The sequence below is a fragment of the Empedobacter brevis NBRC 14943 = ATCC 43319 genome, assembly GCF_000382425.1.
Classification (GTDB): Bacteria; Bacteroidota; Bacteroidia; order Flavobacteriales; family Weeksellaceae; genus Empedobacter; species Empedobacter brevis.
Genome location: NZ_KB908291.1, coordinates 23687 through 50559, shown reverse-complemented (window position 1 = coordinate 50559; position 26873 = coordinate 23687). Strand labels below are relative to the sequence as shown.

At 32.4% G+C, this 26873-nt stretch carries 25 protein-coding genes; 13 read left to right on the top strand and 12 right to left on the bottom strand.

The features are described 5' to 3' along the window. The first annotated feature begins 269 nt into the window (after positions 1 to 269). The 8 genes from H277_RS0100245 (at position 270) to H277_RS0100200 (ending at position 7133) form a co-directional block, all read left to right on the top strand. Complete coding sequence (locus H277_RS0100245; protein ID WP_019973544.1) at positions 270 to 788, top strand: TPM domain-containing protein; 519 nt, start codon at positions 270 to 272, stop codon at positions 786 to 788. Between the two features lie 139 nt (positions 789 to 927). Further along, positions 928 to 1254: a hypothetical protein gene (locus H277_RS0100235; protein WP_019973543.1), complete on the top strand. Its 327-nt coding sequence runs from the start codon at positions 928 to 930 to the stop codon at positions 1252 to 1254. Further along, positions 1251 to 1739 (top strand): hypothetical protein, encoded by a 489-nt coding sequence (locus H277_RS0100230; protein WP_019973542.1) that lies wholly within the window; start codon positions 1251 to 1253, stop codon positions 1737 to 1739. Before H277_RS0100235 ends, H277_RS0100230 begins: the two co-directional genes overlap by 4 nt. Positions 1740 to 1745: 6 nt before the next feature. After that, positions 1746 to 3185: a S41 family peptidase gene (locus H277_RS0100225; protein WP_019973541.1), complete on the top strand. Its 1440-nt coding sequence runs from the start codon at positions 1746 to 1748 to the stop codon at positions 3183 to 3185. Positions 3186 to 3416: 231 nt separating this feature from the next. Next, positions 3417 to 3953, top strand: a complete 537-nt coding sequence (locus H277_RS0100215; protein ID WP_019973539.1) for a hypothetical protein — start codon at positions 3417 to 3419, stop codon at positions 3951 to 3953. A gap of 163 nt (positions 3954 to 4116) precedes the next feature. After that, positions 4117 to 5109, top strand: a complete 993-nt coding sequence (locus H277_RS0100210; protein ID WP_019973538.1) for a phosphotransferase — start codon at positions 4117 to 4119, stop codon at positions 5107 to 5109. A 203-nt stretch (positions 5110 to 5312) separates the two neighbouring features. Further along, a complete protein-coding gene (locus tag H277_RS0100205) occupies positions 5313 to 6413 on the top strand; it encodes an alpha/beta fold hydrolase (RefSeq protein WP_019973537.1) in 1101 nt (366 codons plus the stop codon). Positions 6414 to 6701: 288 nt separating this feature from the next. Then, complete coding sequence (locus tag H277_RS0100200) at positions 6702 to 7133, top strand: universal stress protein (protein ID WP_169337505.1); 432 nt, start codon at positions 6702 to 6704, stop codon at positions 7131 to 7133. Positions 7134 to 7541: 408 nt separating this feature from the next. On the opposite strand, the gene H277_RS0100195 is transcribed toward H277_RS0100200, so the two are convergent. After that, positions 7542 to 10424, bottom strand: coding sequence for an alpha/beta hydrolase family protein (locus tag H277_RS0100195; RefSeq protein WP_019973535.1), 2883 nt, complete (start codon positions 10422 to 10424; stop codon positions 7542 to 7544). A 120-nt stretch (positions 10425 to 10544) separates the two neighbouring features. On the opposite strand from H277_RS0100195, the gene H277_RS0100190 reads away from it, so the two are divergent. Together H277_RS0100190 and H277_RS18375 are read left to right on the top strand one after the other, a co-directional pair. Then, on the top strand, positions 10545 to 11486 hold the full coding sequence (locus H277_RS0100190; RefSeq protein ID WP_026357315.1) for an MBL fold metallo-hydrolase: 942 nt from the start codon (positions 10545 to 10547) through the stop codon (positions 11484 to 11486). 151 nt (positions 11487 to 11637) lie between these two features. After that, positions 11638 to 12072, top strand: a complete 435-nt coding sequence (locus H277_RS18375) for a hypothetical protein (protein ID WP_019973533.1) — start codon at positions 11638 to 11640, stop codon at positions 12070 to 12072. 134 nt (positions 12073 to 12206) lie between these two features. Here H277_RS18375 and H277_RS0100180 read toward each other — a convergent pair whose 3' ends face one another. The 6 genes from H277_RS0100180 to H277_RS0100155 all read right to left on the bottom strand — a co-directional run bounded on the left by H277_RS0100180 (position 12207) and on the right by H277_RS0100155 (position 17658). Then, positions 12207 to 13019: a purine-nucleoside phosphorylase gene (locus H277_RS0100180; RefSeq protein WP_019973532.1), complete on the bottom strand. Its 813-nt coding sequence runs from the start codon at positions 13017 to 13019 to the stop codon at positions 12207 to 12209. Beyond that, a complete protein-coding gene (lpxK, locus tag H277_RS0100175; protein WP_019973531.1) occupies positions 13003 to 14043 on the bottom strand; it encodes a tetraacyldisaccharide 4'-kinase in 1041 nt (346 codons plus the stop codon). Before lpxK ends, H277_RS0100180 begins: the two co-directional genes overlap by 17 nt. Before the next feature lie 117 nt (positions 14044 to 14160). Next, positions 14161 to 14778, bottom strand: coding sequence for a DUF4230 domain-containing protein (locus H277_RS0100170; RefSeq protein WP_019973530.1), 618 nt, complete (start codon positions 14776 to 14778; stop codon positions 14161 to 14163). Further along, positions 14771 to 15322, bottom strand: a complete 552-nt coding sequence (locus H277_RS0100165; protein WP_019973529.1) for a TlpA family protein disulfide reductase — start codon at positions 15320 to 15322, stop codon at positions 14771 to 14773. Before H277_RS0100165 ends, H277_RS0100170 begins: the two co-directional genes overlap by 8 nt. Positions 15323 to 15358: 36 nt before the next feature. Then, positions 15359 to 16516, bottom strand: a complete 1158-nt coding sequence (locus H277_RS0100160) for a M14 family zinc carboxypeptidase (protein WP_019973528.1) — start codon at positions 16514 to 16516, stop codon at positions 15359 to 15361. A 17-nt stretch (positions 16517 to 16533) separates the two neighbouring features. After that, a complete protein-coding gene (locus H277_RS0100155) occupies positions 16534 to 17658 on the bottom strand; it encodes a hypothetical protein (protein ID WP_019973527.1) in 1125 nt (374 codons plus the stop codon). Between the two features lie 207 nt (positions 17659 to 17865). Here H277_RS0100155 and H277_RS0100150 point away from each other — a divergent pair, with 207 nt between their 5' ends. After that, positions 17866 to 18555 carry a zinc metallopeptidase gene (locus H277_RS0100150; RefSeq protein ID WP_019973526.1) on the top strand — a complete coding sequence of 230 codons (690 nt, stop codon included), beginning with the start codon at positions 17866 to 17868 and terminating at the stop codon, positions 18553 to 18555. A 54-nt stretch (positions 18556 to 18609) separates the two neighbouring features. On the opposite strand, the gene H277_RS0100145 is transcribed toward H277_RS0100150, so the two are convergent. The 3 genes from H277_RS0100145 to H277_RS18370 form a co-directional block, all read right to left on the bottom strand. Further along, complete coding sequence (locus H277_RS0100145; protein WP_019973525.1) at positions 18610 to 20385, bottom strand: AMP-dependent synthetase/ligase; 1776 nt, start codon at positions 20383 to 20385, stop codon at positions 18610 to 18612. A gap of 121 nt (positions 20386 to 20506) precedes the next feature. Continuing rightward, the gene (locus H277_RS0100140) at positions 20507 to 20743 is read right to left on the bottom strand and encodes a hypothetical protein (protein ID WP_019973524.1); all 237 of its coding nucleotides are present in this window, start codon (positions 20741 to 20743) and stop codon (positions 20507 to 20509) included. Between the two features lies 1 nt (position 20744). After that, positions 20745 to 22196, bottom strand: a complete 1452-nt coding sequence (locus H277_RS18370; RefSeq protein WP_019973523.1) for an MATE family efflux transporter — start codon at positions 22194 to 22196, stop codon at positions 20745 to 20747. 134 nt (positions 22197 to 22330) lie between these two features. On the opposite strand from H277_RS18370, the gene H277_RS0100130 reads away from it, so the two are divergent. Both H277_RS0100130 and H277_RS0100125 read left to right on the top strand, forming a co-directional pair. Then, a complete protein-coding gene (locus tag H277_RS0100130; protein WP_026357314.1) occupies positions 22331 to 23296 on the top strand; it encodes an NAD(P)H-dependent flavin oxidoreductase in 966 nt (321 codons plus the stop codon). Positions 23297 to 23304: 8 nt separating this feature from the next. Beyond that, positions 23305 to 24168, top strand: coding sequence for an acyl-CoA thioesterase (locus H277_RS0100125; protein ID WP_019973521.1), 864 nt, complete (start codon positions 23305 to 23307; stop codon positions 24166 to 24168). Positions 24169 to 24256: 88 nt separating this feature from the next. Here H277_RS0100125 and H277_RS0100120 read toward each other — a convergent pair whose 3' ends face one another. Both H277_RS0100120 and H277_RS0100115 read right to left on the bottom strand, forming a co-directional pair. Further along, entirely contained in the window at positions 24257 to 25816 is a 1560-nt protein-coding gene (locus H277_RS0100120) for an efflux MFS transporter permease (protein ID WP_019973520.1), read from the bottom strand. 6 nt (positions 25817 to 25822) lie between these two features. Further along, entirely contained in the window at positions 25823 to 26872 is a 1050-nt protein-coding gene (locus tag H277_RS0100115; protein WP_019973519.1) for an HlyD family secretion protein, read from the bottom strand. Position 26873 lies beyond the last annotated feature (1 nt).

Genomic DNA, 26873 nt, shown 5'->3' with positions numbered 1-26873 from the left:
TTTTTCTGTAATACGTTTTCTTGTCATTCTAAGCTAGCTGAAGAATCTTATACATTTGTCACGTTGAACTTGTACATTTTAAATAGAATTCTGTGTCCAAAAAGATGAAACCAAAGAAAATTCTATACAGAATACGCAGTTGAAATTATACTGAAAAACAACAATATACGTTGATTTTAACAACATATTAAAATGGTACTCCATATAAAAACTTTCGTATATTTGGGTGTTAGTGGAAATATTTGAACAAAAATTCCGCACAAATCAAAATGAAGAAATTTTTCCCAATATTTATTGTTATACTTTTTGTTTTCGGTTGTAAAACAATCCAAAATGAAACTCAAAAAACAGATTCCCAAAAGACTCTAATAAAAAATGAATTCCCAAAACCATTGGGTTATGTTTCTGATTATGAAAAAGTTTTAACAAATGAAGAGCTAAATAAACTTTCAAAAATTTTGACTGAATATGAAAATACTACAACAAATCAAATAGCAATTATTTCAATTTCTAAAAACTTGAACGAAAATAATTTTAATCAATATGCACTTGATTTATCAAATAATTGGGGAATTGGAACGGCTGAAAAAAATAATGGACTAACAATCGTTTTTAGTAAGCATTTGAGAAAAATCAGAATTTGTACAGGAACAGGGACAGAAAAAATTTTAACGGACCAAATATGCGAAAAAGTACTAAATGAAAAAATATTACCTGAATTTAAGAACGATGATTATTATTCAGGATTGATAAATGGAATAAACGAATTTATAAAGTTGTGGAAATAAAAATACTGCCACTAACATCGGTTTGGCGAAATGCGGGGTTAAGTGCGAAATTGAAAGTTTTCGTTTCCTTATCCGCCAAAAGCTGTTTGCTTTTTTTTAATTTACCAAAAGTCTCCCAGCTTAAATAACAATACAGAAAATGGGACATAAAGTAGTTTGTTTAGATTGTAAAAAATCATTTAGTCAAGGAACTGACTTCAATGACAGAAAGGAAGCTAATTGCTCTGATTATGGAAAACCAATGACACTTTTGCCTCATAGGTTTAGACCGCCTAAAAAGATAGAAGACAAAAAATGGGAGGTCGTTAAGTTTCTAATTGACAATGGATTTTATTATCAGTACATATACGAAATAGTTGAAAATAAAAATGGTGTAACGAACTATCAGAATTATACAAAGTATCCTGACAATCTTCGAGACGCTAAGGAATTTGTTGAACAGTATAAAGACCAAGCACGAAAATGAATGAACGAAAGCTAAATCAAGAAGAGAAGCAAATAGAACTTCAAAAGTATCGTGATTTGGTTTTAGCGACACTTGACTATTACCTGGAAAACAAAGTAATGCAAATCAAGACCGCTGACTTTGATTCTGATGAACACTATAAAGGACTTAAGATACAAACCGAAGAAAATTTTCAAAAAGGTCGACTAACACGACTAAAACAATGGTTTCGGGATTTGACAGAAATGCAAGTAGAAACGGGCGACTTGAAATTCAACAAGTATCTGCAAGACAAGACCAAATATGATGTTGATATTTTTAACTCTTATTTCCTGCGTGTTGATAAAGTAATAGTAAAAGGTAAAATCACAACTGACAATCAATTCTATGACATAACGATAATAGTTGACCAGCTTTGTCAAACTGCCCCAGTTGACAATGAAAAAATAGAAACACTAAATAGACTTTTAAGTGAATATGAACAACGAAAAACAGGAAAACCGTAGCGTAAAATGAATTTAAAATTCCTAATACCGATTATAACACTAACAATCAATTTTGCTTTTGCACAAAATGCAGAAGTGAAAAACGTTTTATTAGAGAAAACATTAAAAAAAGACAGTATTATTTCTGAATTTACAGAACTGTACAATCTGACAAACACCATTCATCCAGGGCAATTTATGTTTTGTTCTAAAAATGAATTTGATAAAACCTATTTGAATTTAAAAAACTCAATTAAATCTGACCTTTCAGTTGTTGAATATTATAAATTAACCGCCACTTTAATGGCAAAAATTAAAGATGGTCATACGGCAGTTGACAGAACCCAAATCATTAAATTGCTAAATGACCGATTGGTATTTCCATTCAGTGTCTATAAAATCAATAACAATTATTATTTGTATAAATCTACTTCCGAAAACAACGAATATGTTGGTTTGCAAATCGTGAAAATTAACGGGAAAGAAATCAATTCAATCGTCAAGGAAATTCGGAAATTTACTCATCTTGAAGGCGAAAATGAGACCGGATTGAATACTCGTTTTAATCATTTCCCTTTTTACTATTTCATTTTTAATCAAACTGATAAATTTCAGATTGAATATATAGACAAAAATAATCGTAAACAAAAGAAAGTATTAAAGGGAATTACTTTTGAAACGTACACAAAAAGTATTGCTGAAAATATTACACCATTACAAACAGAATTTAAAACGAACAATCTTGCAGTTTTAAAATTTCATTCGTTTGCAAATGGTTACGATGAAACTAACAGAAAAATAGCAGAAAAACAATTGGATAATTTTTTTACACAATTAGACAGTTTAAAAACTAAAAATTTAATAATTGATTTAAGAGATAATAGTGGTGGTTCTGCTGATATTGCAAGTTATCTTTTCTCCTATTTAACCAACAAACCTTTCTATTACCTTGATTATCAAGGAGCAAAATACAACACTGTAAAAGACTGGAAGCATTATGCACAAAATCCAACTAATATTGAGGAAATAAATTTGACTGAAACGAAACTAAAAAACGGTCTCAATTGCTATACAGAAACTAACAGTACAAATTGGTGGTTTCAACAACAGCAAAGCAAATCCAATTCTTACAAAGGCCATATCAGTGTATTAATAAATGGCGGATGTTTTTCTACAACAGGGCATTTATTAGCGTTGTTGAGAGAATATAAAATAGGGAAATTTTATGGCGAATATTCTCAAGGTAATAACTATAGCAATGCAGGTGGACAAGCTTTTGTTTTACCTTATTCCAAAACATTAGTTTGGATACCAACTTTTCAATACAAAATGAAAACACCCAATTTTGAATATGACACAAAAGGAATTAAACCTGACATTGAAATACAAATTGAACCTACCGATTTGAAAACAAAATTTGACAGGCAAATGGAATATGTAATAAAAAAAATTGAACAGAATAAATGAACGAACGCCTAACAACAATTTGGCGAAATGCGGGTTTAGTGGAAAATTCAACATTTGTGCTTTCTATCCGCGAAAACCGTTTTTCTTTTGCTTTTTTTGTAATTTAGCAAAAAGAAAAAATGGTTTTGCTTACCGTGTCGTCTAAATCGAAACTTTGATCTTCGATTTTCCGCCACTTCGCAAATCCCCTATCCATTGTCTGTAATCTAAAAAAATTTTCGAAATTAAATTATGTACACTTTTTCTGAATACTTTTCTGAGTTTGTAAAATCTTATAAACCTAAAACTGAATCTCAATATTTTCTAAAAATATTAGAATCTATTCAAATTAATTTTGATTATAACTATTTTAATAAAATTGTTGATCAAAACGGAATTGGCAACCTAAATGATATTAAATTTGAATCTTTAGATCTACTAATTTCTTATGCAGATTTTATATTAGAAGATAATGTAATTTCAGATACTGAAATACAAGATTTCACTTTTCTAAAAAGAATTTTTAAGATTAAAGAAGGTGATTTTAAAAAATATAAAAATTTAGAAATGAATGAAATTCTGAAAAAAGAATTTATCAGAATTTATTCAGACTATTTCGTTAATGAAAAAGAAGCACTTTTAAATCTCAATCTTCAATCTCTTTTTAATTTAAGCTACGACGAATTTGAAGAAATAAAAAAAGATGAAATCATAAAATCGTTAATTCAAGGCGCTAATCCGAAAGATTTAGACATTGCGAAATTGCCAAAAGGATTTACTATTATTTAGACTACAGCTAACATGGTATTGGAAAGATTGCAAATTTTATGGTAAACTCATGTTTCCTTTTCGCAAGATTTTTTATCTTTAACAGAAGATAATCGGTTACGAAGTTCGAACCTCGCAAAACCCCGAACCATTAGTCTCAATTATAAACAAATTCAATCTTTAAATGAAAACTTTCCCGGTAATAGCTTCAACATTATCACAAACCGAATTAGGAGAATTTATTAATGAAAAGTATCAATTAAAGGACCATTTCAATTGTAAACTTTTTAGAACCGGAGTAAATCATACGTATTTTTTATCCAATGTAAATACAAAATACGTTGTTAGAGTTTATTGTCACAACTGGAGAACAAAAGCTGAAATCCAAGAAGAGTTAGACCTTTTAAATTCACTTAAAAAATACAATCTTTCGGTTTCAACCCCGATTCCCGATAAAAATGGAAATTTAATTCAAGAAATTCTTGCTCCAGAAGGTTTACGATATGTAGTGCTGTTCACATTCGCAGAAGGCGAAAAAATGCGTTTTATGACCAATGAAACGTGCTTTGCAGTTGGTTCAATGATGGCAAAAATTCATAATGTAACGGCAACAAAAAAAATCAACAGAATCAATTATAATTCCGATGTTCTTCTATACAAAGCTTATGAGAAGCTAAACCTGTTTTTTTCGGAAAATTTAGATGAAATGATCTATTTAAAACAAATCTCTTCAAAAATAGCAAAGCGTTTTAAAAAAATCCATTTATCTGAACATCAAAAAGGCATCGTTCACCTTGATATTTGGTACGATAATTTGAGTGTAAATAAGGAGAATGAAATTACAATTTTTGATTTTGATAATTGTGGAAATGGTTCTTTGATCTTAGATATTGGCTATTTTTGCAAACAATTATTTTTCATTGAAACGGATAAAAACAAATATGAAACAAAAGTTGAAAGTTTCTTAAACGGTTATAAAAAAGAAAGAAACTTATCTGGGAAGGAACTCGATTTAATCCCTGAATCCGGAGCTTCAATTTTTGTATTTTATCTTGGTGTCCAAGCTCAAAGATTTGATTGGTCAAATATATTTCTAACAGAAAATTATCTTAAAATGTTTGTTGGAAGAATAAAAAATTGGCTGGATTATTACGAAGAAAAAAATAACTGCAGCTAACATGGTATTAGCAATAGGCAGGGTGAAGTGAAAAATTGAAAGTTTCTGCCTCTTTATCCGTCAATACAGCAAACCATTATCTTTTTACATGAAATAGTTTTTTGAAATTTAAGAATCTTAGAGTATATATTATTTAGACGATACTTTAAAACGTATTATACAAGAAAAATAAGTAGATTTATTAAAATTTAATTATACTTTCAATGGGATATAAAACGAAATCAACTACTCAGTTTTTTATTGCTTTTGCAATTTTCTTCATCACTTTTTCTGTGTATGGGCAAACCAAAAAAGATTCATTAAATCAGATGACTCTTTTCAATACATATAAACTTGAGTTTGAAAAATATGAGCAACAATATGGAAAATACATACAGACTAAAAATGCCAAAATGCATTATTTGGAATGGGGAAATCCTAAAAATCCTACGCTAATTTGGATTCATGGTACGTACAGCAATGCGTATGAGGTCTATGAAATTGCTGAGGAACTTGTAAAAATGAATTTACATGTGATTGCGATAGATTATTATGGTCATGGTTTTACAGAAATTCCGAAAAAAAATGTCAGCATTTATGAGGTTGCAGATGATATCAAATTTTTGATGGATGAGCAAAAAATTAAACAAGCAATTATTGGCGGATGGTCAAGAGGCGGAACAATTTCCTCCGCTTTTTATGACAGTTATCCAGCATCTGTACAAGCTTTAATTTTAGAAGATGGCGGTTCTGTTGCATGGGATCACAATGTTAAAGCATCAGAAATACAAAAAGATATTGAGGAAATAAAACAATATTACAGTTCTAAAAAACCATTGGTTTTTAATTCTGAGTTTGAAGCCTATTGGTACATGTACAACAACTGGAGTATAAAAGGAAAGCAAGGTGAAAAATTGAAAAAAGAGATGTTCACTTCATATGCAAGGATTAAGAAAAATGAACAGGGTAAATTTGAAATAAATCCTGGAGCAGAAAAACTTACCGGGGAAAATACTGCCGAAGAAAATATAGCCATTATGTACACGCCTTTTACTTCAAAAACTGCTTTCGGAGCATCTACACACCAATTGAATCCGAAAATTATTTATCGAAATTTGGATAAACCGATGTTAATTTTTGATCCGATTAGTCGCAATGATTGGTTTGATTTTAAAAGTGAAAATGAAAAACTCACAAAGGAACATCCACAATTTATTACCCACAAAGTGTATGAAGAAACATGGCATGGAGTAAAAGATCAAAAAACGCAGGAAGTTTTGAGTGATATTAAACTATTTTTGAAAAAAAATAAGCTCATAAAATAAAACAGAATTCTAAAATAAAGAAAGACCTCTTTTAAAACGATTTAAAAGAGGTCTTTTTGTTTTTACGTGAGACTTTCATTTATTAAGAAACGTTTTCTCATCAGTTAAATCCTAAGCTTTTATAATAAACTTTCAACAAAAATTAGAACAACTATATTGTTGGGGTATTTATCATTCAATCAATTGATTTTGAAATAATTTAAGATAATTTTAAAACTGTTTATGGTAATTTTTTAAATGAATGGCTTTATTTTTAAGAAAATAGAATTTAACAAAAAAAAATTACAAATGAAAAAAGCATTGATAACATTAGATTTGAGGAAAAACAGCGATAAATTAGTACAAGCAGCAATTGAATGGGCAAGAGCTTTTGATGCACACATCATTTTATTGCATGTGGAATTGGTGGATTCTGACAACAAATCACTTGATACTTATTCGCATGAAGACAAAGAAAAAGTCATCATGCGAGATGAAAACATGAAGAAAATTTTGGAAATGGAGCAAAGGCTAACAGAACAAGAAATTAGCTTTGCCCGTATCATTCGATTTGGAAATCCGCAAGATGTTATTTTGGATGTGGCGAAATATGAAGACGTTGATTTGATTTTTATTGGATTAAACAAACATTCTGCAGCGTATAAATTTCTTATAGGAAGTGTTGCAGATTTGGTTGTTAAGAAAACAGAAATTCCGGTTTTACTTATCCCAAATGATTAGTCGTTTCGGATAATTACAGTCTGATTGTATTCGTGATATCATTCAACTTCTTCTCTAGGGTTGTAAACTGTTCGTTCAATCTTATTTATAAAGAACTCCGGTAAAGTTTTGATTTAATCATTTCACTGCTGGTTCCCATATATTCTGCAGTTAAACTCGAACATATTCATTCTAAAATGATACAAAAAGTTATTACAGCAACCTCCCGGACAAATATTCTTCGCATAGAAAAGAGTCTCCTCGCTTAAATAGCTAAACTAGAAATCAATCATTTCTTTTAAATAAAAAATACCCCTTTCTTTCAGGCAAGAATTAAGGGGTATTTATTTTGAAAACCTCCTTTAAACAGATTTATAATGAACCAGAATAAAGTGATGTTAATATTAAATCTGTTTTTTTACTTCATGATTAGTCTTTTACAGCCTCCGTATCAAAGCCCCAATCAATTCCTTTCGAAATTGCAGGAACTCCTTCTGTCATCCATTTCGGAGCCGGTTTATCTTTTAAATAATGATCAAAAAATTGTTGTTGACGTTGTTGAATATCATTTTTATTCGCACGTTTTATCAAATTATGGTCGTCACCGTTATAATTTAATAACCAGGCCGGTTTTCCTAAACGACGCAGTGCCATAAACATTTCAATTCCCTGGTACCAAGGCACAGCTCCATCTTCATCATTGTGCATAATGACAACCGGTGTTGTCACTTTTGGCATATTAAACAATGGCGAATTTTCAATATACAATTCCGGTGCTTCCCACAACGTTTTACCAATTCTACTTTGGGTTTGTTCATATTGAAATTGACGACTCATTCCTGTTCCCCAACGAATACCTCCATAAGCAGATGTCATATTGACAACCGGTGCACCAGTCCAGGCTGCGGCATACAAATTAGTCGCCGTAATCAAATGTGCCACTTGGTATCCACCCCAACTCTGTCCCTGTATAGCAATTTTATCACCATTTATCCATGTATTTTTTTTCAATGCTTCCACTCCTGAGTTGATATAATCTTCTGCTGATTTTCCAGGATGACCAATCGTGTATGAGATATCAGGTGTAAAAACAATGTAATCGTTACTCACAAAATAGGTATGATTTATACGAGAAGGTGTAGGTGCCGGAGCTTGATAACGATTCAAATTATCCGAAAGTTTCTCATAGAAATAAACAATCATCGGGTATTTTTTAGTTGGATCAAAATTCTCCGGTTTGTAGACAACTCCTGTCGCCTCTTTACCTGAATATGTTTTCCAACTCACCAATTCTCCATTTCCCCATAAATAGTCCTTTTGTTGAGGATTGATGGAAGAAACTTTTTTCTCATCTTTAAAATTTGTTGTCACATAAACATCCGGGGAATTTTGGAAAGATTCTTTTGTATAAATGTATTCGTTTCCATTCAACGCTTTTGTCATTTTCTGTATACCCCAGGTATTTGACATGACAATCTCTTCAGGATTTTTAGCTTTAGAAATCACCGTTTGGTAAACACCAGATTGTTTATTAAGCGTATTAAAAGCACTTAAATAAACCAACACATCACGGTTAAGTGTTTTTACATCTTCATTCAATGGATTGATTTCAAATGTAATGTGATGTTTACGCCCAAAACCATTTGTTATATTTTCAGGACGACGATTTCCAGCCAAATCAAATTCCCAAATATCATATCGGTCTTTAATCAGGACAGTTTCATCATTATCCGTAAAATACGCTATTCCATATTCACTTGCTAATGTTGGCGAATCATTCTCTTCATCATAAAACTTCACTTTCAGTTTTTTATTTAAAACTTTGGTTTCCTTCGTTTCAATTGTATAACTCGACCACAAGCCATTCTCAGCATTATAGAAAACGACAAACTTTCCGTTTGGAGATACTTCAACTTTTCCTGCCAATCCTTTTGCAAACAATTCTCTTTGCCCGGTTTTTATATTCACGATATAGTAATCTCTTCGCCCTGTTAAATCCCAGTTTGAAACCAAACGATACGCATTATCAGAAGTTCCTAAAGCAAAATTGGAATTACCTTCATTTAAAATCTCAACCTGATTCATATCTAAATCAGCCAACTGTGTTACTTTTTGAGGATTTGACAGATCGATTACTCCCAAATAAGAACGTTTTTTCTCACGATCAAGATTCTTTAATTGTTGAGGCTGAATAAAATCATCTTTATAACTCCATATGTCTACTTTAGCATAATCTTCAGCAATTAGCGCTGTATCTTTATCCGCTAGTTTTGGCATCAAACCAATAAACAATGAATTTCCGTCTTTACTGAATTTAGGTTGACGATTTTCTGAAACCTGCCAATCTTTCTTTAATCCTGATAATTCCGTTTTCTTTATTTGTTGCGGGTTATTTGTAGATGTATAATAGAGGAAATAGGTTTTATTTTCTTTCTTTTCTTCATCAGAAGTTCCTACAAAGGCTATTTTATTCGCTGCCTCATCGAAAACAAATTGTTTAAAATCTCCTATTGTATCCACCAATTGTTTTTGAGCGAAAGTAGCTGTATTCACCAAGAAAACGCCGTATTTTGTTTTATCTAAACTGTCTTTCTTCTCTTGTTTTGTCGAAAAAATAAATTGTTTACCATTCTCACTAAACTCATAATTCACGACATTTTTGAATGATTTTTTCTGACCGGAAATCAAATTTCTTAGAACCAATTCAAGAGGAGTATCTTTCTTGTCCTTTCCTTCTGATTTAGCCGATTTATCTTTCGATTTTACAGAATCTTGATCTTTTTTATCTTTCTTCAACTCTTCTTTTTCCAATAGATACGCTAAGAAAGAACCTCCTTTTTTAGGTGTTTTAAATGATTTGATGCTTGGTAATTTTTCAACTTTATTGGTTGCTAAATTTAAAATTCCAATTGAATCTTTCGCAATTTCATTTTCCTTCTTCTTTTTAATTCGAACCAGCTTTAAGTCCTTATAGAAAGGTCTAATCTTAAAAATTGCAAATTTCGAATCGGATGTAAAAACACTTTGTTCTCCACGATGAAAGCTTAAATCCTTATCCGTTTTTAATCCAAAAAAATGTAGTGTATTATCACTTTCCTGTGCATTTACCTGGTAAGCCACCCAAGATCCATTGTGAGACAATTCTTTCATCCCGATTGATTGCCATTCATCAAAAACAGTTAAATCAAGCGGTTTCTTTTGCGCATCAACATTTGTGGCCAATAAAGCAATTGCCATAGCATACATCGCTTTTTTTGTCATCAGTTGTGTCGCATAATTTTTTAAAATTTTAGTAGATAATTTCGATTTCATTCTAACTATATTATATGCGTTTATTTTAATAGAAGCGTGAAAATACTAAAGTTTTTACAAAGTATGAACATCTTCTGGTTTAATAAAATTACGGATTGTATTTTTGTTCAAATTATTTTCATGAAAAAATATCTATTAAGTATAGGTTTGGGAATCTCTCTGATTGCTTCTGCACAGAACATTCAAATTGTTCCTCTTGGTGTTTACGGAGGAAGTAATGAAAGCAACCTTTCTTCTTATTTGATTGGAGAAGAAAAAACAACAAGTTATTTGGCTTTGGATGCAGGAACTATTTATTCCGGGATTAATAAAGCAATAGAAAAAGGGACTTTTGAAGAGGAAAATCGTAACATCCTAAAGAATTATATCAAAGGATATTTTATTTCTCATGGTCACTTGGATCATCTTTCCGGATTGATTATCAATTCTCCGGAAGATTCGAACAAACCGATTTACGGGACTTCTGAAATGATTGATGTTTTAAAAAAGAAATACTTTACGAATGATGCCTGGGCTAATTTTGCAAATGAAGGCGAATCGCCAATCTTAAATAAATACCGTTACAACTATGCTGAAATTGGAATTCCTTTTGGCATTGAAGAAACTAATTTCACCGGAACGGTTTACGAGTTAAGCCATGTAAATCCATTAAAAAGTGCTGCTATTTTAGTTGAAAATAATTCGAACGCTGTTCTTTATTTCGGAGATACAGGTGCCGATAGAATTGAAGGCACAAAAAATCTGCATAAAATCTGGAAAGCGATTGCGCCAAAAATTAAATCAGGTAAGTTAAAAACATTCATGTTAGAAGTTTCTTTTCCAAATTCTCAACCAGAAAAATTATTATTTGGCCATTTAACTCCTAAACTTATGAATGAAGAATTAGGTGAGCTTGCCAAAGAGGTTGGAAAAAAACAATTGAAAGGTTTAACCATTATCGTCACACATATAAAGCCAAAAGGAGATCATGAAGCAAAAATTAAAGATGAATTAATAGAAAATAATCCTTACGAAATCAATTATATTTTTCCAAAACAAGGCGAACGAATTATTTTAAAATAAATAAAATTTAATATATTTATCATTTACAGACTAAATAATTTTTATATATTTATTTTAGTCGGTCAATTTTTACCAGTTTGATAAAATAGCTCGGTTGATTTTTTATTTATTGGAATGCCTATTCTACATTTGAATAAACCATTCAGAAAAAATGACTGCACAAATAGGAGAAATTTTATTGATCGATCATCAACAATATATTATTGCCGAACAGCCTTTACATAATTATTTCAAAAAATTAGACCATCCTCCTTATTTTACTCCTCCTTCACCAACATGTTGGAGAGGATATTATGGAAAGTGGGAATTGAGAGATGATGAATTATTTCTCATTAATTTCAAAGGATATCTGGATGATTTGAATGAAGTTGATTTAGCGTATCTTTTTCCCGGACAAGAAGACGTTTTTGCAAAATGGTATTCAGGTATTGTAAAAATTCCTCAAGGAAAATTAATCAACTTTAATCAATTAACACATACATCTATTTATGAAGAAGATCTGATGTTATGTTTTGAAAATGGAAAACTAATCGATTATATCGTTCATAGTAATTGCACAAATTCTGAACGAGAAGTTGAGATCTAATCAATCGCTGCTTCAAAACTTGTCGGTGAATTCGTCTTGTTATTTGACCTTATTATTCTTCGAATTCACCGATTTTAATAAAATAAAAAAACCAACTTCTCAGTTGGTTTTTCTTTTTTATTGAAATTTATTTTCTAGCAATTCTCAATGACGCTTTTTACCACTTTAATGACATTTGGCATGGCATTATTCGCAGCATTCAATACATCTTCATGCGAAACATCAAACGAAATTTCTGGTCCGCCTAAATCTGTAATAATAGAAACGCAGAACACACGCATGTCCATGTGTCGAGCGACAATTACTTCGGGAACAGTGCTCATCCCGACGCAATCTCCTCCAATAAAACGAACCAATCCGTATTCTGACGGAGTCTCAAAAGTTGGTCCTTGTAAACCGACATAAACACCTTGATGAACTAAAATATCATTCGCTTTCGCAAATTCTACCGCTTCATTCAGCATTTCTCTGTCATACGCCTTAGACATATCAACAAAACGTGGCCCTAACTCATCGATATTTTTTCCTCGCAATGGGTGTTCCGGCATCATATTAATATGATCTTTTACCAACAAAATATCTCCTACCTGGAAATCAGGATTCACACCACCTGAAGCATTTGATAAAATAACTTTTTTGATTCCTAATCCGTTAAATACACGCATTGGGAAAGTTACTTCTTCCATCGAATATCCTTCGTAATAGTGAAAACGACCAGCCATCATCAAAACCTTTTTACCCAAAATAGTTCCATATACTAAATGACCTTTATGACCTTCTACTGTTACTTGAGGAAAGTTCGGAATCTCTTTGTAGTTGATCACAACTTTGTTCTCTACCTCATCTTCTAGTTTTCCTAATCCAGATCCTAACACAATTACGAATTCTGGTTGCTCTGGCAATAAATTATTGATGTACTTTACAGCCTCATTAATTCTTTCCAACATACTCTAAAATAGTTTGATTAAATTTTTCTTTATCGTTAATTTCAATACTGATCGGAATATAATATAAATCGTCTTTTACCATCGACTCTTCCATCAAACGCATATAATCTTTCTCTGTTGTCATGATGATTTTGTCAAAACGCTTTCTTCCTTCTGTATCTTCGTATCGTTTGTAAATATACTCAATTTCTGATTGACTAAAATTATGATGATCCGGGTATTCTAAATGTAAAACATTTGCAAAATTTTCTTCTGCAAATTTTACCAAATCATCTGTTTTTGCAATACCTGTCACTAAAATAACATTCAAATTTTTCCAAGTAGATTTCTCAACATTATCTAATCGACCAATTAATTTATTGTCATAAACAATTTTTGAAAAAAATAATTGCTGATGCGATCTCAACTTAATTTTATTTGAAATTTCCTTGTGTTTTTCTTCCGAAATACGATCAGGACATTTCGTAACAATAATGATATCAGCACGACGAACCCCACTTCTACTCTCTCTTAAATCTCCAGCCGGCAACAAAAAATCTTTGTAATAAGGATTATTGAAATCCGTCAGTACTATATTAAAGCCTGCTTTTATCGCACGATGCTGATAAGCATCATCCAACAAAATTGTTTCTGCTTTGTAATGGTTAATCAATTTCTGTGCGCCAAAAACCCTGTCCTCACAGACGGCAATCAAAATTCTGTTCTTGAAACGTTGAAAAAATTGCATCGGCTCGTCTCCGATATCATATACTTTTGAAGAATAATTTGCAATCAGAAAACCTTTTGTTTTTCGTCCATATCCTCTACTCAAAGTACTGATCAATTTTTCATCTTTCAATAAATCAATTAAGTACATGATATGAGGAGACTTCCCTGTTCCGCCCACAGACAAATTACCAACATTAATAATGGGTATATTGAATGATGAAGAACGCATCATTCCTACATTATAAAAAAGATTTCGAACCGAAGTTCCTATCCAATATAAACCAGAAAATGGAAGTAAAAATCTACGCCAATTCATTTTTATTTTTAATATTAAGCGAAAATACTATTTTCAAATTTAATTCTAAGAAAAGAACGTATTCATTTCTTTATTTAACAAAAAAAAAACCTACTCTTTCGAACAGGTTCTTTTGTTTTAATCGTATAGTTTATTCAATTCATTTGCATAACTTGTCTTATCCTCAATCTTCCAGCCATATGTTTTGGCTAAAAAATATAAATCTCCAAGGTTCTGAATGAGCTGTTGATGTGCTTCTTGCTTCAGTTTAGTTTGATCCACCGTTTTCTCTACGTGCTCTACTGCTCGTTTTTTTATTCCGTTCAAATCATCTTTACTAAATTTATTGAAAACACTTTGATCCATATCGTAAAAACTAACATCTGGATACACCTTGATTTCAACCGGAGGAATTGACTTAATGATGATTTTCTTATTCACCGAATCCAATTCAATGTCCATTTTTTTCAAGTCATATGTTGCTTGCACCTTCGCTTTTACTAAAAGCGTTACTTTTTTATCAGCGGAATAAATATCTGCAAATCCCGGCAAGGATTTTTTGGAAGTATGGTTGTATAAATCTGAATAAGTTTGTTCAGCTACAATCATTTTATTCATTCGTTCTATCTGATAAGCAATCACATGTGATTGTTCCGTGTAGCTTTCAGTTTTAAATTTATCCATGATGAAATACGTCATCATCACACCAAAAACAAAAGCTACAACGGCGAGAATTATTTTCTTTAAATTATTCATTTGCATAATTTGGAGTCAATGGCGTACCATTCACAATCTGTGCCAAATCTTCTTCTAAATACCCGGAAACAGGAGATTCTACAATTCTTCCAACTTCTTCTTTTTTATTATTATAAACGATAATTGTTGGAACGTGTGTCACATTTTTATTGATTTCTTCTCCATTGAAGCTTTTCTTTTCTCGGTTCATCCCAATCACTTTCAATCTGTTTTGAGGAAATTTTATATCATCTAAAATTTTGTACAAACGCGGTAATTCACGACGAGAATCGGGACACCAAGTCCCGACAAAAACTTCCAAACGATAATTACGTAACCCTTTTAGAGATTTCAATTTACTTTTCTCTACTTCGTAAGAATCATATTCCGTATGGTACCACTCTTTAAAATCTGCTTTCTCTAATGCTTTTCTCTCGAATTCTCCTGTCAACATTTTCGTACCGTTTTCGGTTGTAATGGTACGATTCAAAACTTTTTGCTGAGCAAAACTATGTGTAGAAAATCCTAAAATTGCAACAACTGCAATTGCCACTATTTTTTTCATTGTATTTTTAATTTATGATTTTAAATGTATAAATAATTAATCAATGATTTCTCCATTTTTCATCTTAATTGAACCTATTTCAAATGTTGCAATTTGATTCAATACCGGATAATTTTTATTGATTCCTTTATACAGCTGCTTTTCTGCATCAATTTCAAGATGGCCAATAAATTTTCTCAAATCCCCGATCTCACTAATCTTCGCAATTTGCTCCACCGAATTTGCCTGTTCATTGTATTCATCTTCAAAATAAATGCCCAAATCCACAACAGAAGAATTTTCTCCATTTCTGATTTGAACATGATGCACAATAATATCCAAATATTTTTGTCCATTTTGAGGAATCGATAAATATTCATCAAATGGAAAATTCTCCTGCGTTGCTAAAGTCCACAAACCAGCTAAAATAGCCAATGCATTGTATTTTCTGGTTGTATTGCGTTGGTAATCATTTGGAAAATGTCCGGCTTCAAACAACACACACGGATATCCCATTTTCGTGAAATTATCTCCAGTTGACATAGGATAAAATTCTGATGTATAACGTCCTACATGTCCAGGAATTACTTTTTGCAATTCTGTATTCATTGCTTGAATAATACCCATTGTTTTTTCACGAACATCGTTCACATCTTCTTCTACATTGTAAGAAGGAGCTAAAAAGGACAATGTCGCAGGTTTCGCCGTCTGTCCGACATTGAAAATTGTTCGCTGATCATGTAAATTGAACAATGTTTGATATTCCCCTTGCTCAATTTGATGCAGTAAAACATGAATTTCAGTTGATTCTTTTGCTAAAAAATCGCGGTTAATGTCAATCCCAACTGCATTTCGACGTGTATTAACATTTGCACCATCAGGATTTAACATGGGAATAAAATCAATCGTAAGATGAGATAAAATGAGTTGCACCAATTCAGATTTTTGTTCAAAAAAATTGATTACATCAAACATCGCACGAGTACCTGAAGATTCATTTCCATGCATTTGAGACCAAATCAATAACCGTTTTTGTCCTGTTCCAAAACTTAATTTATAAATTTCGTTTCCTAAAAAAGATGTTCCGATTTGTTCTTTCTGTAAAGATTTTTTTGAAAAATAGTTTTTTAGGGCTTCAAAATTTAACCATTTAGAATCAAAACCTTCTTGTCTGAAAGTCGAATATTCTCTATCGAGTTGATGAATATCAAACATTTATTATTTTTTTATGCTTATTGAATTGACTTTCTATATGTCTTACGTCGTTTGTGGTTAACAGGCGAATATGCTTTCCATAAGACCTGAATACTTTCATTATCTGCTAACTCCGGATTCGTTTCTAAAAATTCAATATTATTTCTATTAAATGTATCGAACATTGCACTAAAAATCAACGCTGTCACACCTTTACCTTGGTATTTTGGATCAATTCCGATTAGATAAAACTGAGCTGAATCGTTCTTTTTACTCGCTTTCATCAAATGCCACCAGCCAAACGGAAAGATTTTACCTTTTGCTTTTTGCATTGCTTTCGAATAGGAAGGCATTGTAATAGCGAAGGAAACCATTTTCCCATTTTCATCTATGATACAATTTACAAAATCAGGATTGATAAACGGAATGTATTTCTTTTTATAATATTCTATTTGGTAATCAGCAATAGGAACATAGGTATCCAATTCACTATATGTTTTATCCAACAGATCGAACATTTCATCTACATACGGAAGAATTTCTGAAGTTTTTGTAAACTTCAATTCTCTCAATTTATAACGCTCGCGAATAATTTTATTGAATTTCACCACCTTTTCAGGTAGTTCAGTTGGTGCCATTAATTCATATTCTACCCATTCATTTGCCATTTCAAAATCTAACGACTCTAAATGTTGTGCATAATATGGAAAATTATACAAACCAACCATTGTAGCCAGCTTATCAAATCCTTTGGTCAACATTCCGGCCTTTTCCAAATTCGAAAAACCAACAGGACCTTCAATGTAGTCTAATTTATTTTCTTTTCCTATTTCTTGAACTTTCGTCAAAAGAGCTTTTGTTACTTCAATGTCATCAATCATATCAAACCAACCAAAACGCATCTTGCGCTTTTGCTGATTGTTGACTTCTTGCCAATTGATAATTGCTGCAACACGTCCGACTATTTTTCCTTCTTTTTCAGCTAGAAAATAACGTGCCTCTGCATCCTTAAAAACGGGATTTTTAGAAACATCTAATGTTTCCTTTTCCTCATTAATAAAGGGCGGTACGTAATACTGATTATCCTTATACAAATTCATTGGAAACCTAATAAATGTCTCCAAATCATGTTTTGATTGTACTTCTTTAATATGAATACTCATAGCCTACAAAGGTAATGAGTTTTGCAATTTCAATTGAAAATATTTTAACAAAAATGTCAGTTCTTCAGCATATAAGTTATATGATTTAATATAGAATTCTGCCAAAAAGCCAACAATTCTATTATTTTTGTCCCTATTCACTTATTGGAATACTTTTTGAAATTTAATAGTAGTATTAAAAACGATTAAAAAATAAAATAGAAATAGATGACAGGTTATTACATTATTATTGGACTATTTATGCTAATTAGTTGGTTTGTCAGCAACCGACTGCAAAGTAAATTTAAATATTATTCGAAAGTACATTTAGCAAATGGAATGTCAGGTAGAGAAATTGCAGAAAAAATGCTTTCTGACAATAATATTCATGATGTTCAAGTCATTTCTACTCCAGGCCAATTAACTGACCATTACAATCCGGCAGATAAGACCGTTAATTTATCAGAAGTCGTTTACCATGAACGTAATGCAGCGGCGGCCGCAGTTGCAGCACACGAAGTAGGACATGCAGTACAACATGCCGTAGGATATAGCATGTTACAATTTCGTTCGAAAATGGTTCCTATGGTAAATATCGCTTCTCGATTGAATCAATGGATTTTAATGTTAGGTTTGGTTGTAATGGCAACTTCTAAAAATGCAACCTTATTATGGATTGGTATCTTTTTATTCGCTGTAACAACTGTTTTTGCTTTTGTAACATTACCGGTAGAATATGATGCTTCTAACAGAGCTTTGGCTTGGTTAAAAGGAAATAATATGGTGATGCCAAACGAATATGAAGGTGCAAAAGACTCTTTAAAATGGGCTGCCAGAACATATGTTGTAGCAGCAATTGGTTCATTGGCCCAATTACTTTATTTTGTCATGATGGCCATGGGTGGACGAAGAGAATAGAAGAATAGAAATAAAATAAAAAAATCCCTTCAATTTTGAAGGGATTTTTTTATTTTATTTCTTGTCGTATAATTTATTATACAAATCCTGATATTTTGCTAATACGTTTTTGCGTTTCAGTTTTAATGTAGGTGTCAATAGTCCATCATCAATCGTCCATTCTTCAGGAGTTAGTTCAAATTTCTTTATTTGTTCCCAATGACCTAATCCTTTATTCATTTTTTCAATTTCCCGACCAATAATATCTAAAATTGCCGGTTCTTTGATTAAATCGGAATTAGAAGCCGGTTCTTCAATTCCTTTTATTCTCAGGTAATCTTTCAATACTTGGAAATTAGGTTGAATGATTGCGCAAGCCATTTTTTCTCCTTCCCCAACTACCATTACTTGTTCTATAAAACGAGATTGTTTAAATTTATTTTCTATAATCTGCGGTGCGATATATTTACCTCCGGAAGTTTTGAACATTTCCTTTTTACGGTCCGTAATTTTTAATAAACCTCTTTCTAATACACCAATATCTCCTGTTTTGAAATAACCATCCGGTGTAAATGCTTCAGCCGTTTTCTCAGGATCTTTATAGTAACCTTGTGTTACATTCGGGCCTTTAACCAAGATCTCTCCATCTTCAGCAATTTTAACTTCAATTCCTTTTAATGGCGCACCAACAGTTCCTATTCCGAAACCTTCTTTTTTCATACAGTTTACCGAAATTACAGGCGATGTTTCTGTCAATCCATATCCTTCCAAAATAGGAATTCCTGCACCCCAAAAAATATGATTAAGACGAGCAGCTAAAGGTGCTGATCCTGAAACCATACACACAAGATTCCCTCCTACTCCTTCTTTCCATTTACTGAAGACCAGACTTTTCGCTATTGAATGTTTTAATCCAAATAATCCACCTTTCGGATTAAAAGGATCATAATCTTCAACAAGACTTAAAGCCCACATAAAAATTTTAGTCTTAAGTCCTCCGGTAGAAGCTCCTGTATTGTAAATTTTATCGTAAACTTTTTCAACTAAACGTGGTACAACAGTCATCACATGAGGTTTAACCTCTTTCATGTTATCTCCCAATTTATCGATGCTTTCTGCATACCAAATCCCAATATTCAAATGTTGATACAAATAAATCAGCATGCGTTCAAAAACATGATTAATAGGAAGAAAACTTAATGCGATTGCCTGATCAGGGAAATTTGGAATACGATCCACAGACATCAAAACGTCGGATACAATATTTTCATGAGTCAAAACAACTCCTTTTGGACGACCTGTTGTTCCTGATGTATAAATTAAGGTAGCCATATCCGATGGCTTAATAATTTGTTTGATGCTTTCTACTTCATGTTGTGTTGAATTGTCCGCTCCTAAATCTAAGATTTCTTTATAATTAGGTACCCCGGAAATTTCTTCAAAACTATAAATACCAACCAATGTAGAAACCTTATCTTTTACAGCTGCTACGGTATCATATAGACCTTTATCAGAAACAATAATAAACTTACATTCGGCATTGTTCAAGATATATTCAAAATCATCTTCGGAAAGTGTGGGATATAACGGAACAGAAATTGCACCAACTTGCTGTATACCAATGTCACAAATATTCCATTCGGTACGATTAGTTGAAGTTACGATTGCAATTTTATCTTGTGGCTTGATTCCTAATTGTAATAATCCTCGACTAAATGCATTTGCTTTGCCAACGTATTCTTGTGTAGATGTTTTCACCCAAGTTCCGTTCACTTTAGACACTAAAGCATCCTCTCGAGGATTATTTTCTAATTGATTTTGCGGAAAATCAAATAATCGTTTTATTTCCATGGTTTTGAATAATTTTCTTTAGTTGCAAAATACTAATAAAAAAATTATAATGCAAGCATATAAATTATTTCTAGTGTAAATTTAACACTAATAAAACCATGTGATTTTATTTATTTAAGACTTACTCTTCTTCATCTAATAAAGACATCTCTTGATCATAAAAATCTAATGCGTCTTCTATTAAATTGGCCATTTCAGTATTAAACTCTTCGTTGTCTTCCTCTTCAGAAATATCTTCAAACCATTCGATATCGTCAGTTTCTACATCTAATAAAAAGCGTGGATATTCTGTGTGTAAAATAAAGATTTTGTCTGGCATTGTTGAATTATCTGCCAATAAAAATTTTGGTAATTCCATTTTATATATTTTTTAATTTATCTTCTAAAATTATATCAGAATTAGGATTTTCCCTAATCATTTTATTCGTTTGACGATTGTATCTGATCATCAAAAATATTGCCGAAGCAGTTAATCCAATTCCTAATCCAATCCACATTCCAAACGCACGCATTTCGAAAACAATTGCCAACACAACACCGATTGGAATCGCGATCAACCAATACGAAATAAAGGTAAGAATTGAAGGTATTTTTACATCTGTCATTCCTCTCAATGCTCCTAATAAGACTAATTGTATACCATCTGACATCTGGAAAAGTGACGCGATAATCAAAAGTTGAGCTGCCAGATTAATTACATCAGGGTTGTCCAAATAAATAGTCGGCAACTGATAACGGAATGCAATAAATAGAATTCCACATAGAATCATAAATGAGAGTACCATTAAAATACATGACCAACCAGCTTCCCGCAATGTTTTATAATCTTTCAACCCTAATTGATTTCCTATTCGAACCGTTGCAGCAACTCCAATTCCTGTACACATCATAAAGGTCGTTGAAGCAAGATTAATTGCAATTTGGTGGGCTGCTAAATTAACTTTTGCCAATTCTTGATCTGCAATAGAATTTGTAAAGGTATAGCCGCAAACAAACGCCGCTAAAGAGAACGCGCTCATTTCGAAGAAGGATGTTAAAGCTGTTGGAATTCCTATGCCAGCGATTTTCCTAAAAATAACTTTTTGAAAATGATTTGCTTTGAATTGCGCTTCTTTTAAAACCGACTTCGTCTTTTCAAAATTCATTAACACTACAACAAGGAATACCATCATCACCAAACGTGCGACAAATGTTCCCCATGCTGCACCAGCCACTTCTAAACGAGGAAATCCCCAGTTCCCATAAATCCAGCCATAATTTAAAGTAATGTTAACGATGTTACTTAAAACTGTTGCAATAGTAACCGGAATGGTTAATGATAAACCTTCGGATAACTGACGAAACGTTTGAAAAATCATCAATGGAATCATTGAGAATGTCATAATTGTCAAGTATGGGATACACTTTTCTACCACATCAGCAGGCTGTCCCATATAGTACATCAAGGGTTTTAAGAATGTTATCAGTAAGAATAAACAAATTGATAAGGTTACATTCAACACCAGACTATGAGAAAAATAATTCGCAGCCATTTTTTTATCTCCTTTCGAATCTTCAGCAGCGATTAATGGAGACAAAGCAAAACTAAATCCAAAAGCAAATACCAAAACTGCAAAAAACAATGAATTTCCTAAGGATGCAGCAGCCAAAGCTGTTTTTCCTAAAACCTCATCTTCTACATTATCATATTTTCCTCCTAGACCACCAACCATAATGTTATCTATAATGTTGACAGAAATTTGTCCCATTTGAGTAATCATTACCGGAAATGCCAGTTTAATATTGCGTCTTAAGTGTTCTTTTAAATCCAATGTCAAGAAATTTAGAATTGCAAAGATACATCAAAGGTTTTGCTTCTACATTTAGAAATTATAAAGGAATTTTAATTTCCGTAAAAATAATTTATAACTATATTGCATCACATACCACATTAAAAAATTTTAGTATGACCCTACAAGAATTTAAAAATAGTTTAGACCTCCCTTTGATTACTTCTCCTATGTTTCTTGTTTCTAGAACTGAGTTAGTTATAGAATCATGTAAAAATGGAGTATGCGGAACTTTCCCTTCTCTCAACGGAAGAAGCGCAGAAGATTTTGAACAAATGTTAATTGAGATTACTTCTCAATTGAAAAAATTTGAAGAAGAAACCGGTAAAAAAGCGGCTCCTTTTGGTGTTAATTTAATTGTTAATAAGACCAATCCTCGTCTTGAAGGAGATTTGGCGCTATGTGCAAAATATAGAGTTCCTCTGGTTATTACTTCACTTGGCGCAGTAAAACAAGTTGTAGATGCTGTTCATAGTTACGGCGGGCTGGTTTTTCATGATGTTATTAAAAAACGTCATGCCGAAAAAGCTTCAGAAGCCGGTGTGGACGGGATTATTGCCGTTGCTTCCGGTGCGGGCGGACATGCAGGTACTGCAAATCCTTTTGCTTTAATTGATGAGATTCGCACATTTTATGATGGTTGTTTAATTTTAGCAGGTGCAATGAACAATGGAAACGATATTCTAGCTGCTGAAAATATGGGAGCTGATTTCGCTTATATCGGAACGCGTTTTATTGCAACAAAAGAAGCTTCAGCTGATGAAGAGTACAAGAAGATGCTGGTCGACTCTACTTTCGAAGATGTTCTTTACACAGATGGAATTTCAGGTGTTAATGCCAATTTCTTGAAACCAAGTATTCTTCATTCAGGAATAAATTTAGATGAAAAGAAAGAAGAAGATTTTTCAAAATTAATTGGCGGGGAAGGACATAAAGCATGGAAAGATATCTGGTCTGCCGGACATGGAGTTTCAGGTATTCATGATGTGATTTCTACGAAAGAGTTAATCACCCGGATGAAAACAGAATACAAAACTGCATTGGAACAAAATGTGCAGAAATTAAATAATTTGAAATTTTAGACTTAAAAATGAAAACGACTCAAGAACTCATCGAATTGATTTCATTAAAAAAATTAGAAGAAAATCTATTCGAAGGGAAAAGTTCTTTTATGGGAAGTCCAAACGTTTTCGGAGGACAAGTGGTAAGCCAAGCGTTGCATGCAGCCTATCAAACTGTTCCTTCAGATCGTTTTTGCCATTCCCTTCATTCCTATTTTATTTTACCGGGAGATTTAGAAAAACTTATTTATTTTGACGTTGCAAACCTTCGGGATGGAGGAAGTTTTAGCACACGTGTCGTTACAGCTAAACAGGATAATGTTCCTATTTTTGTAATGGCATGTTCATTTCAATTGAAACAGGAAGGATACGAACACCAGGATGAAATGCCTGTTGTTACCCCGCCTGAAGAATTAATGAGCTGGAATGATGTCGCAGAGCAATTTGGTTCGGTTTTACCAAAATCAATCATGCGGTTTGTCTTAGCAGAACGTCCGTTAGATTTCAAGCCGGTTGAGTTTGTCAACCCTTTTGATAAAAAAGATTATCCTAACAACAGCAATGTTTGGTTAACATTTAATGATGTTCCGACAAATTTACCATTGCCTCTTATTCATCAATTAATTGCATATAGTTCAGATTATAACTTATTATCCACTGCTATAAAACCTCATGCTTCCAAAGCGCACTTTGGGAATACACAAATGGCCAGTTTAGATCATTCGATTTGGTTTCATCGTGAACCAAATTTGCATGACTGGATTTTGGTAAGTGTCGATTCGCCTAGTGCAAATGACACAAGAGGTTTTACGCGAGGCAATTTATTTAATCGTTCAGGTGAATTGATTTGCAGTGTAGCGCAAGAAGGTTTGATTCGACCAATAGTCAAATAAATTTTGGTTGAAATAAAAGAAAAATAAAACATATAAATAAGAAAGGTTAGTTTAATGGCTAACCTTTCTCTATGAAAAACCGCTAAAATTAACGATGTAAAAGTCTATTTTTTAAGGGACGATAAATTACAAAAAGTAATACTAAAGAAATTCCAAGAACAAATAATGTTCGAAAAACTTCTATGTTACTTACCAATAATGCTTGATTAAATAACTTTGTCTTCAACACTGTTGTCGAAATTATTTCCGCTTCATTCGATAAATTTGATGCACTATTTTTATTCAAAAAGCTATTCCATTGCTCTTGGAAAATCGGATTTGTTTGATCCAAGTTTTTTGTCATCAAAAATTGATGTTTTGTTGTAAGATAAAGCAGCACATTCTGCATAATAGAAAAACCTATTGTTGTTGACCAAAACCGCATTGCTGTTCCTACCAAAGAAACGTTTCCCGAAATAGTAGGATGTACTGAACCTACCATAAATAAAACCAAAGGCGTAAACACAATTCCTTGTCCTACACCTTCTAAAAATAAAGGCGGGATTACGGCTTCTGTCGATGTATCCGGGAAAAATAAATAACTAAACCATAAAATACTGATTGATAGTAGGGTGAATCCTATTATGAAAATAATTTTAAAATCTACCTTTTTCATCAGCATAAATGCAGCTACCAGAACACCTGCAATAGTTCCTATAACATTGTTATACTGAATTTGTAGAACATATTCCCATGGCCATTTCCATACCATACCCATGACTTGATAAAGATTGCTCATACATGATCGCATGACATAGAAGACAAAAAAGATGAAAATACCTAGGAGTACTCTTTTCGATTTGAAAACCTCAAAATGAAATAAAGGACGTTTCGTACTTCTTTGATGAAGAATAAACATTCCTCCAAAAACTAACATCAAGCAAAATGCTGTTAGAATCAAAGGAGATTCGAACCATAGAAACTTTTTTCCGTACACAAAGAAAAAGGCGCCTGAAATCAAAGAAATCAACATCAAGAATATTCCGCCTAAGTTCAATTGATACAAAGGCATTTTTGGGAACATTCTATTTTGATTAAATAGAAAAAGATAAATTGCCAGAGCAATCATATGAAACGACATAATAACATATACCATCATATTGTGATCATAATTTTCAATCGCAAATTTCACCATAGAAGTCGCAAATTTATCTCCTGTTAGCATAAATCCATATAAACACGAATAAGCGATAATTCTTGCATGTTTAGTATTGAGAGCCGACATAATAATCGGTACCAAAATACTTCCTTCTAAAAGTGTCAATGGTCCTTGCAAAAAACGAAGCACCAAAATCAATTGTGTATTTGTCGTTAATGTCATTCCAAACAAGATCAGGATGTTTAGACTTGTCATGAAGAGAAGGAGATTCCTGATATTGAAGAAGTGAAAGAAACGTACATGTACAAATAAACTACACACAATTGCTGCGTAAGCCAAAGAGAATAAAAATTGTAAATCATCTACTTCCAGATCCAAGAAAGACGCTGTAAATGTACTGTTCATATTGAAGATGGTCAATAACATCATATGTGGAAACAGTGCCATTACCAAAATCGGTATGATTAACTTTTTGGGCACCCATTTATTAAAAATAGTTTGTTTTTCCATGATGAATTAGTTTTCCAATTTTTCAGTAGAAACAATAACATTCATCCCTGAACGTAGTTTTTCATTATTTTTTGAATCTTTCAACATTATTTTTATTGGAAACCGCTGTTCTATTTTCACAAAATTTCCGGTTGCATTATCTGGTTTAATCAAAGAAAATTCTGATCCGGAAGCGGGAGAAAGAGATTTTATTTTTCCTTCAAATTCAAGATTTTTATACGCATCCGCTTTAATTATAACCGGTTTATCCATATCTATTTCACCAATTTGTGTTTCTTTAAAATTGGCAATAATCCATTTTTCTTTAGAGACAACCTGTACCAGTGCCTGGCCTTCTTTTATCAATTGACCTTGCTGAATATTTCTTGTTCCAACCCAACCGTCATAAGGTGCAATAATATAGGTATAAGACATGGTCAGTTTCGCATTATTCAGCTGTGCTTTTCGTTGCAGGATTTGCGTTCTTACAGGAGCAACTTTTGTTTGCTCTGCAGACGTACTTACACTGACAGCGTTTCGCTGTTGTTCCAAAGCACTTAAATTGGCTTTCGCTTGTTTGTATTTTGCTTCTATTTCTTCAAATTGTTGCACAGTTGCTGCATCTTCTTCAACTAAATTTTTGAAACGATTGTAATCTTTTTCCGTTCTCCAAACTTCTATTTTAGCGGCTTCTATATTTGCTGTTACTATGCTTATGTCACTCGCTTTGGTTTCTACCGCTTTTTCATAAGTCAGAACAGATTGCGCAGTAGATGCTAAATTCGCTTCCGCCATATCGATTTGATTTTGAAACTCACGCCCATCAATTACAATAAGCGTATCTCCTTTGTGGACAAATTGATTTTCGTCAAAATTTACTTTTTTTATAAAACCAGAAACTTTGCTCGATACCGGTGTGATATATTGACGAACTTGGGCATCGTTTGTATTGACATGCGATCTGGAAAAGAAATAAAACCATGCGATTGCTAAAATTCCTATGGTAATAAAAATCCAAGCGACCACAGAAAGCATCCTATTCATTCGTTTTTCTCCTTTTGTCTGTTGTTTTCCCATA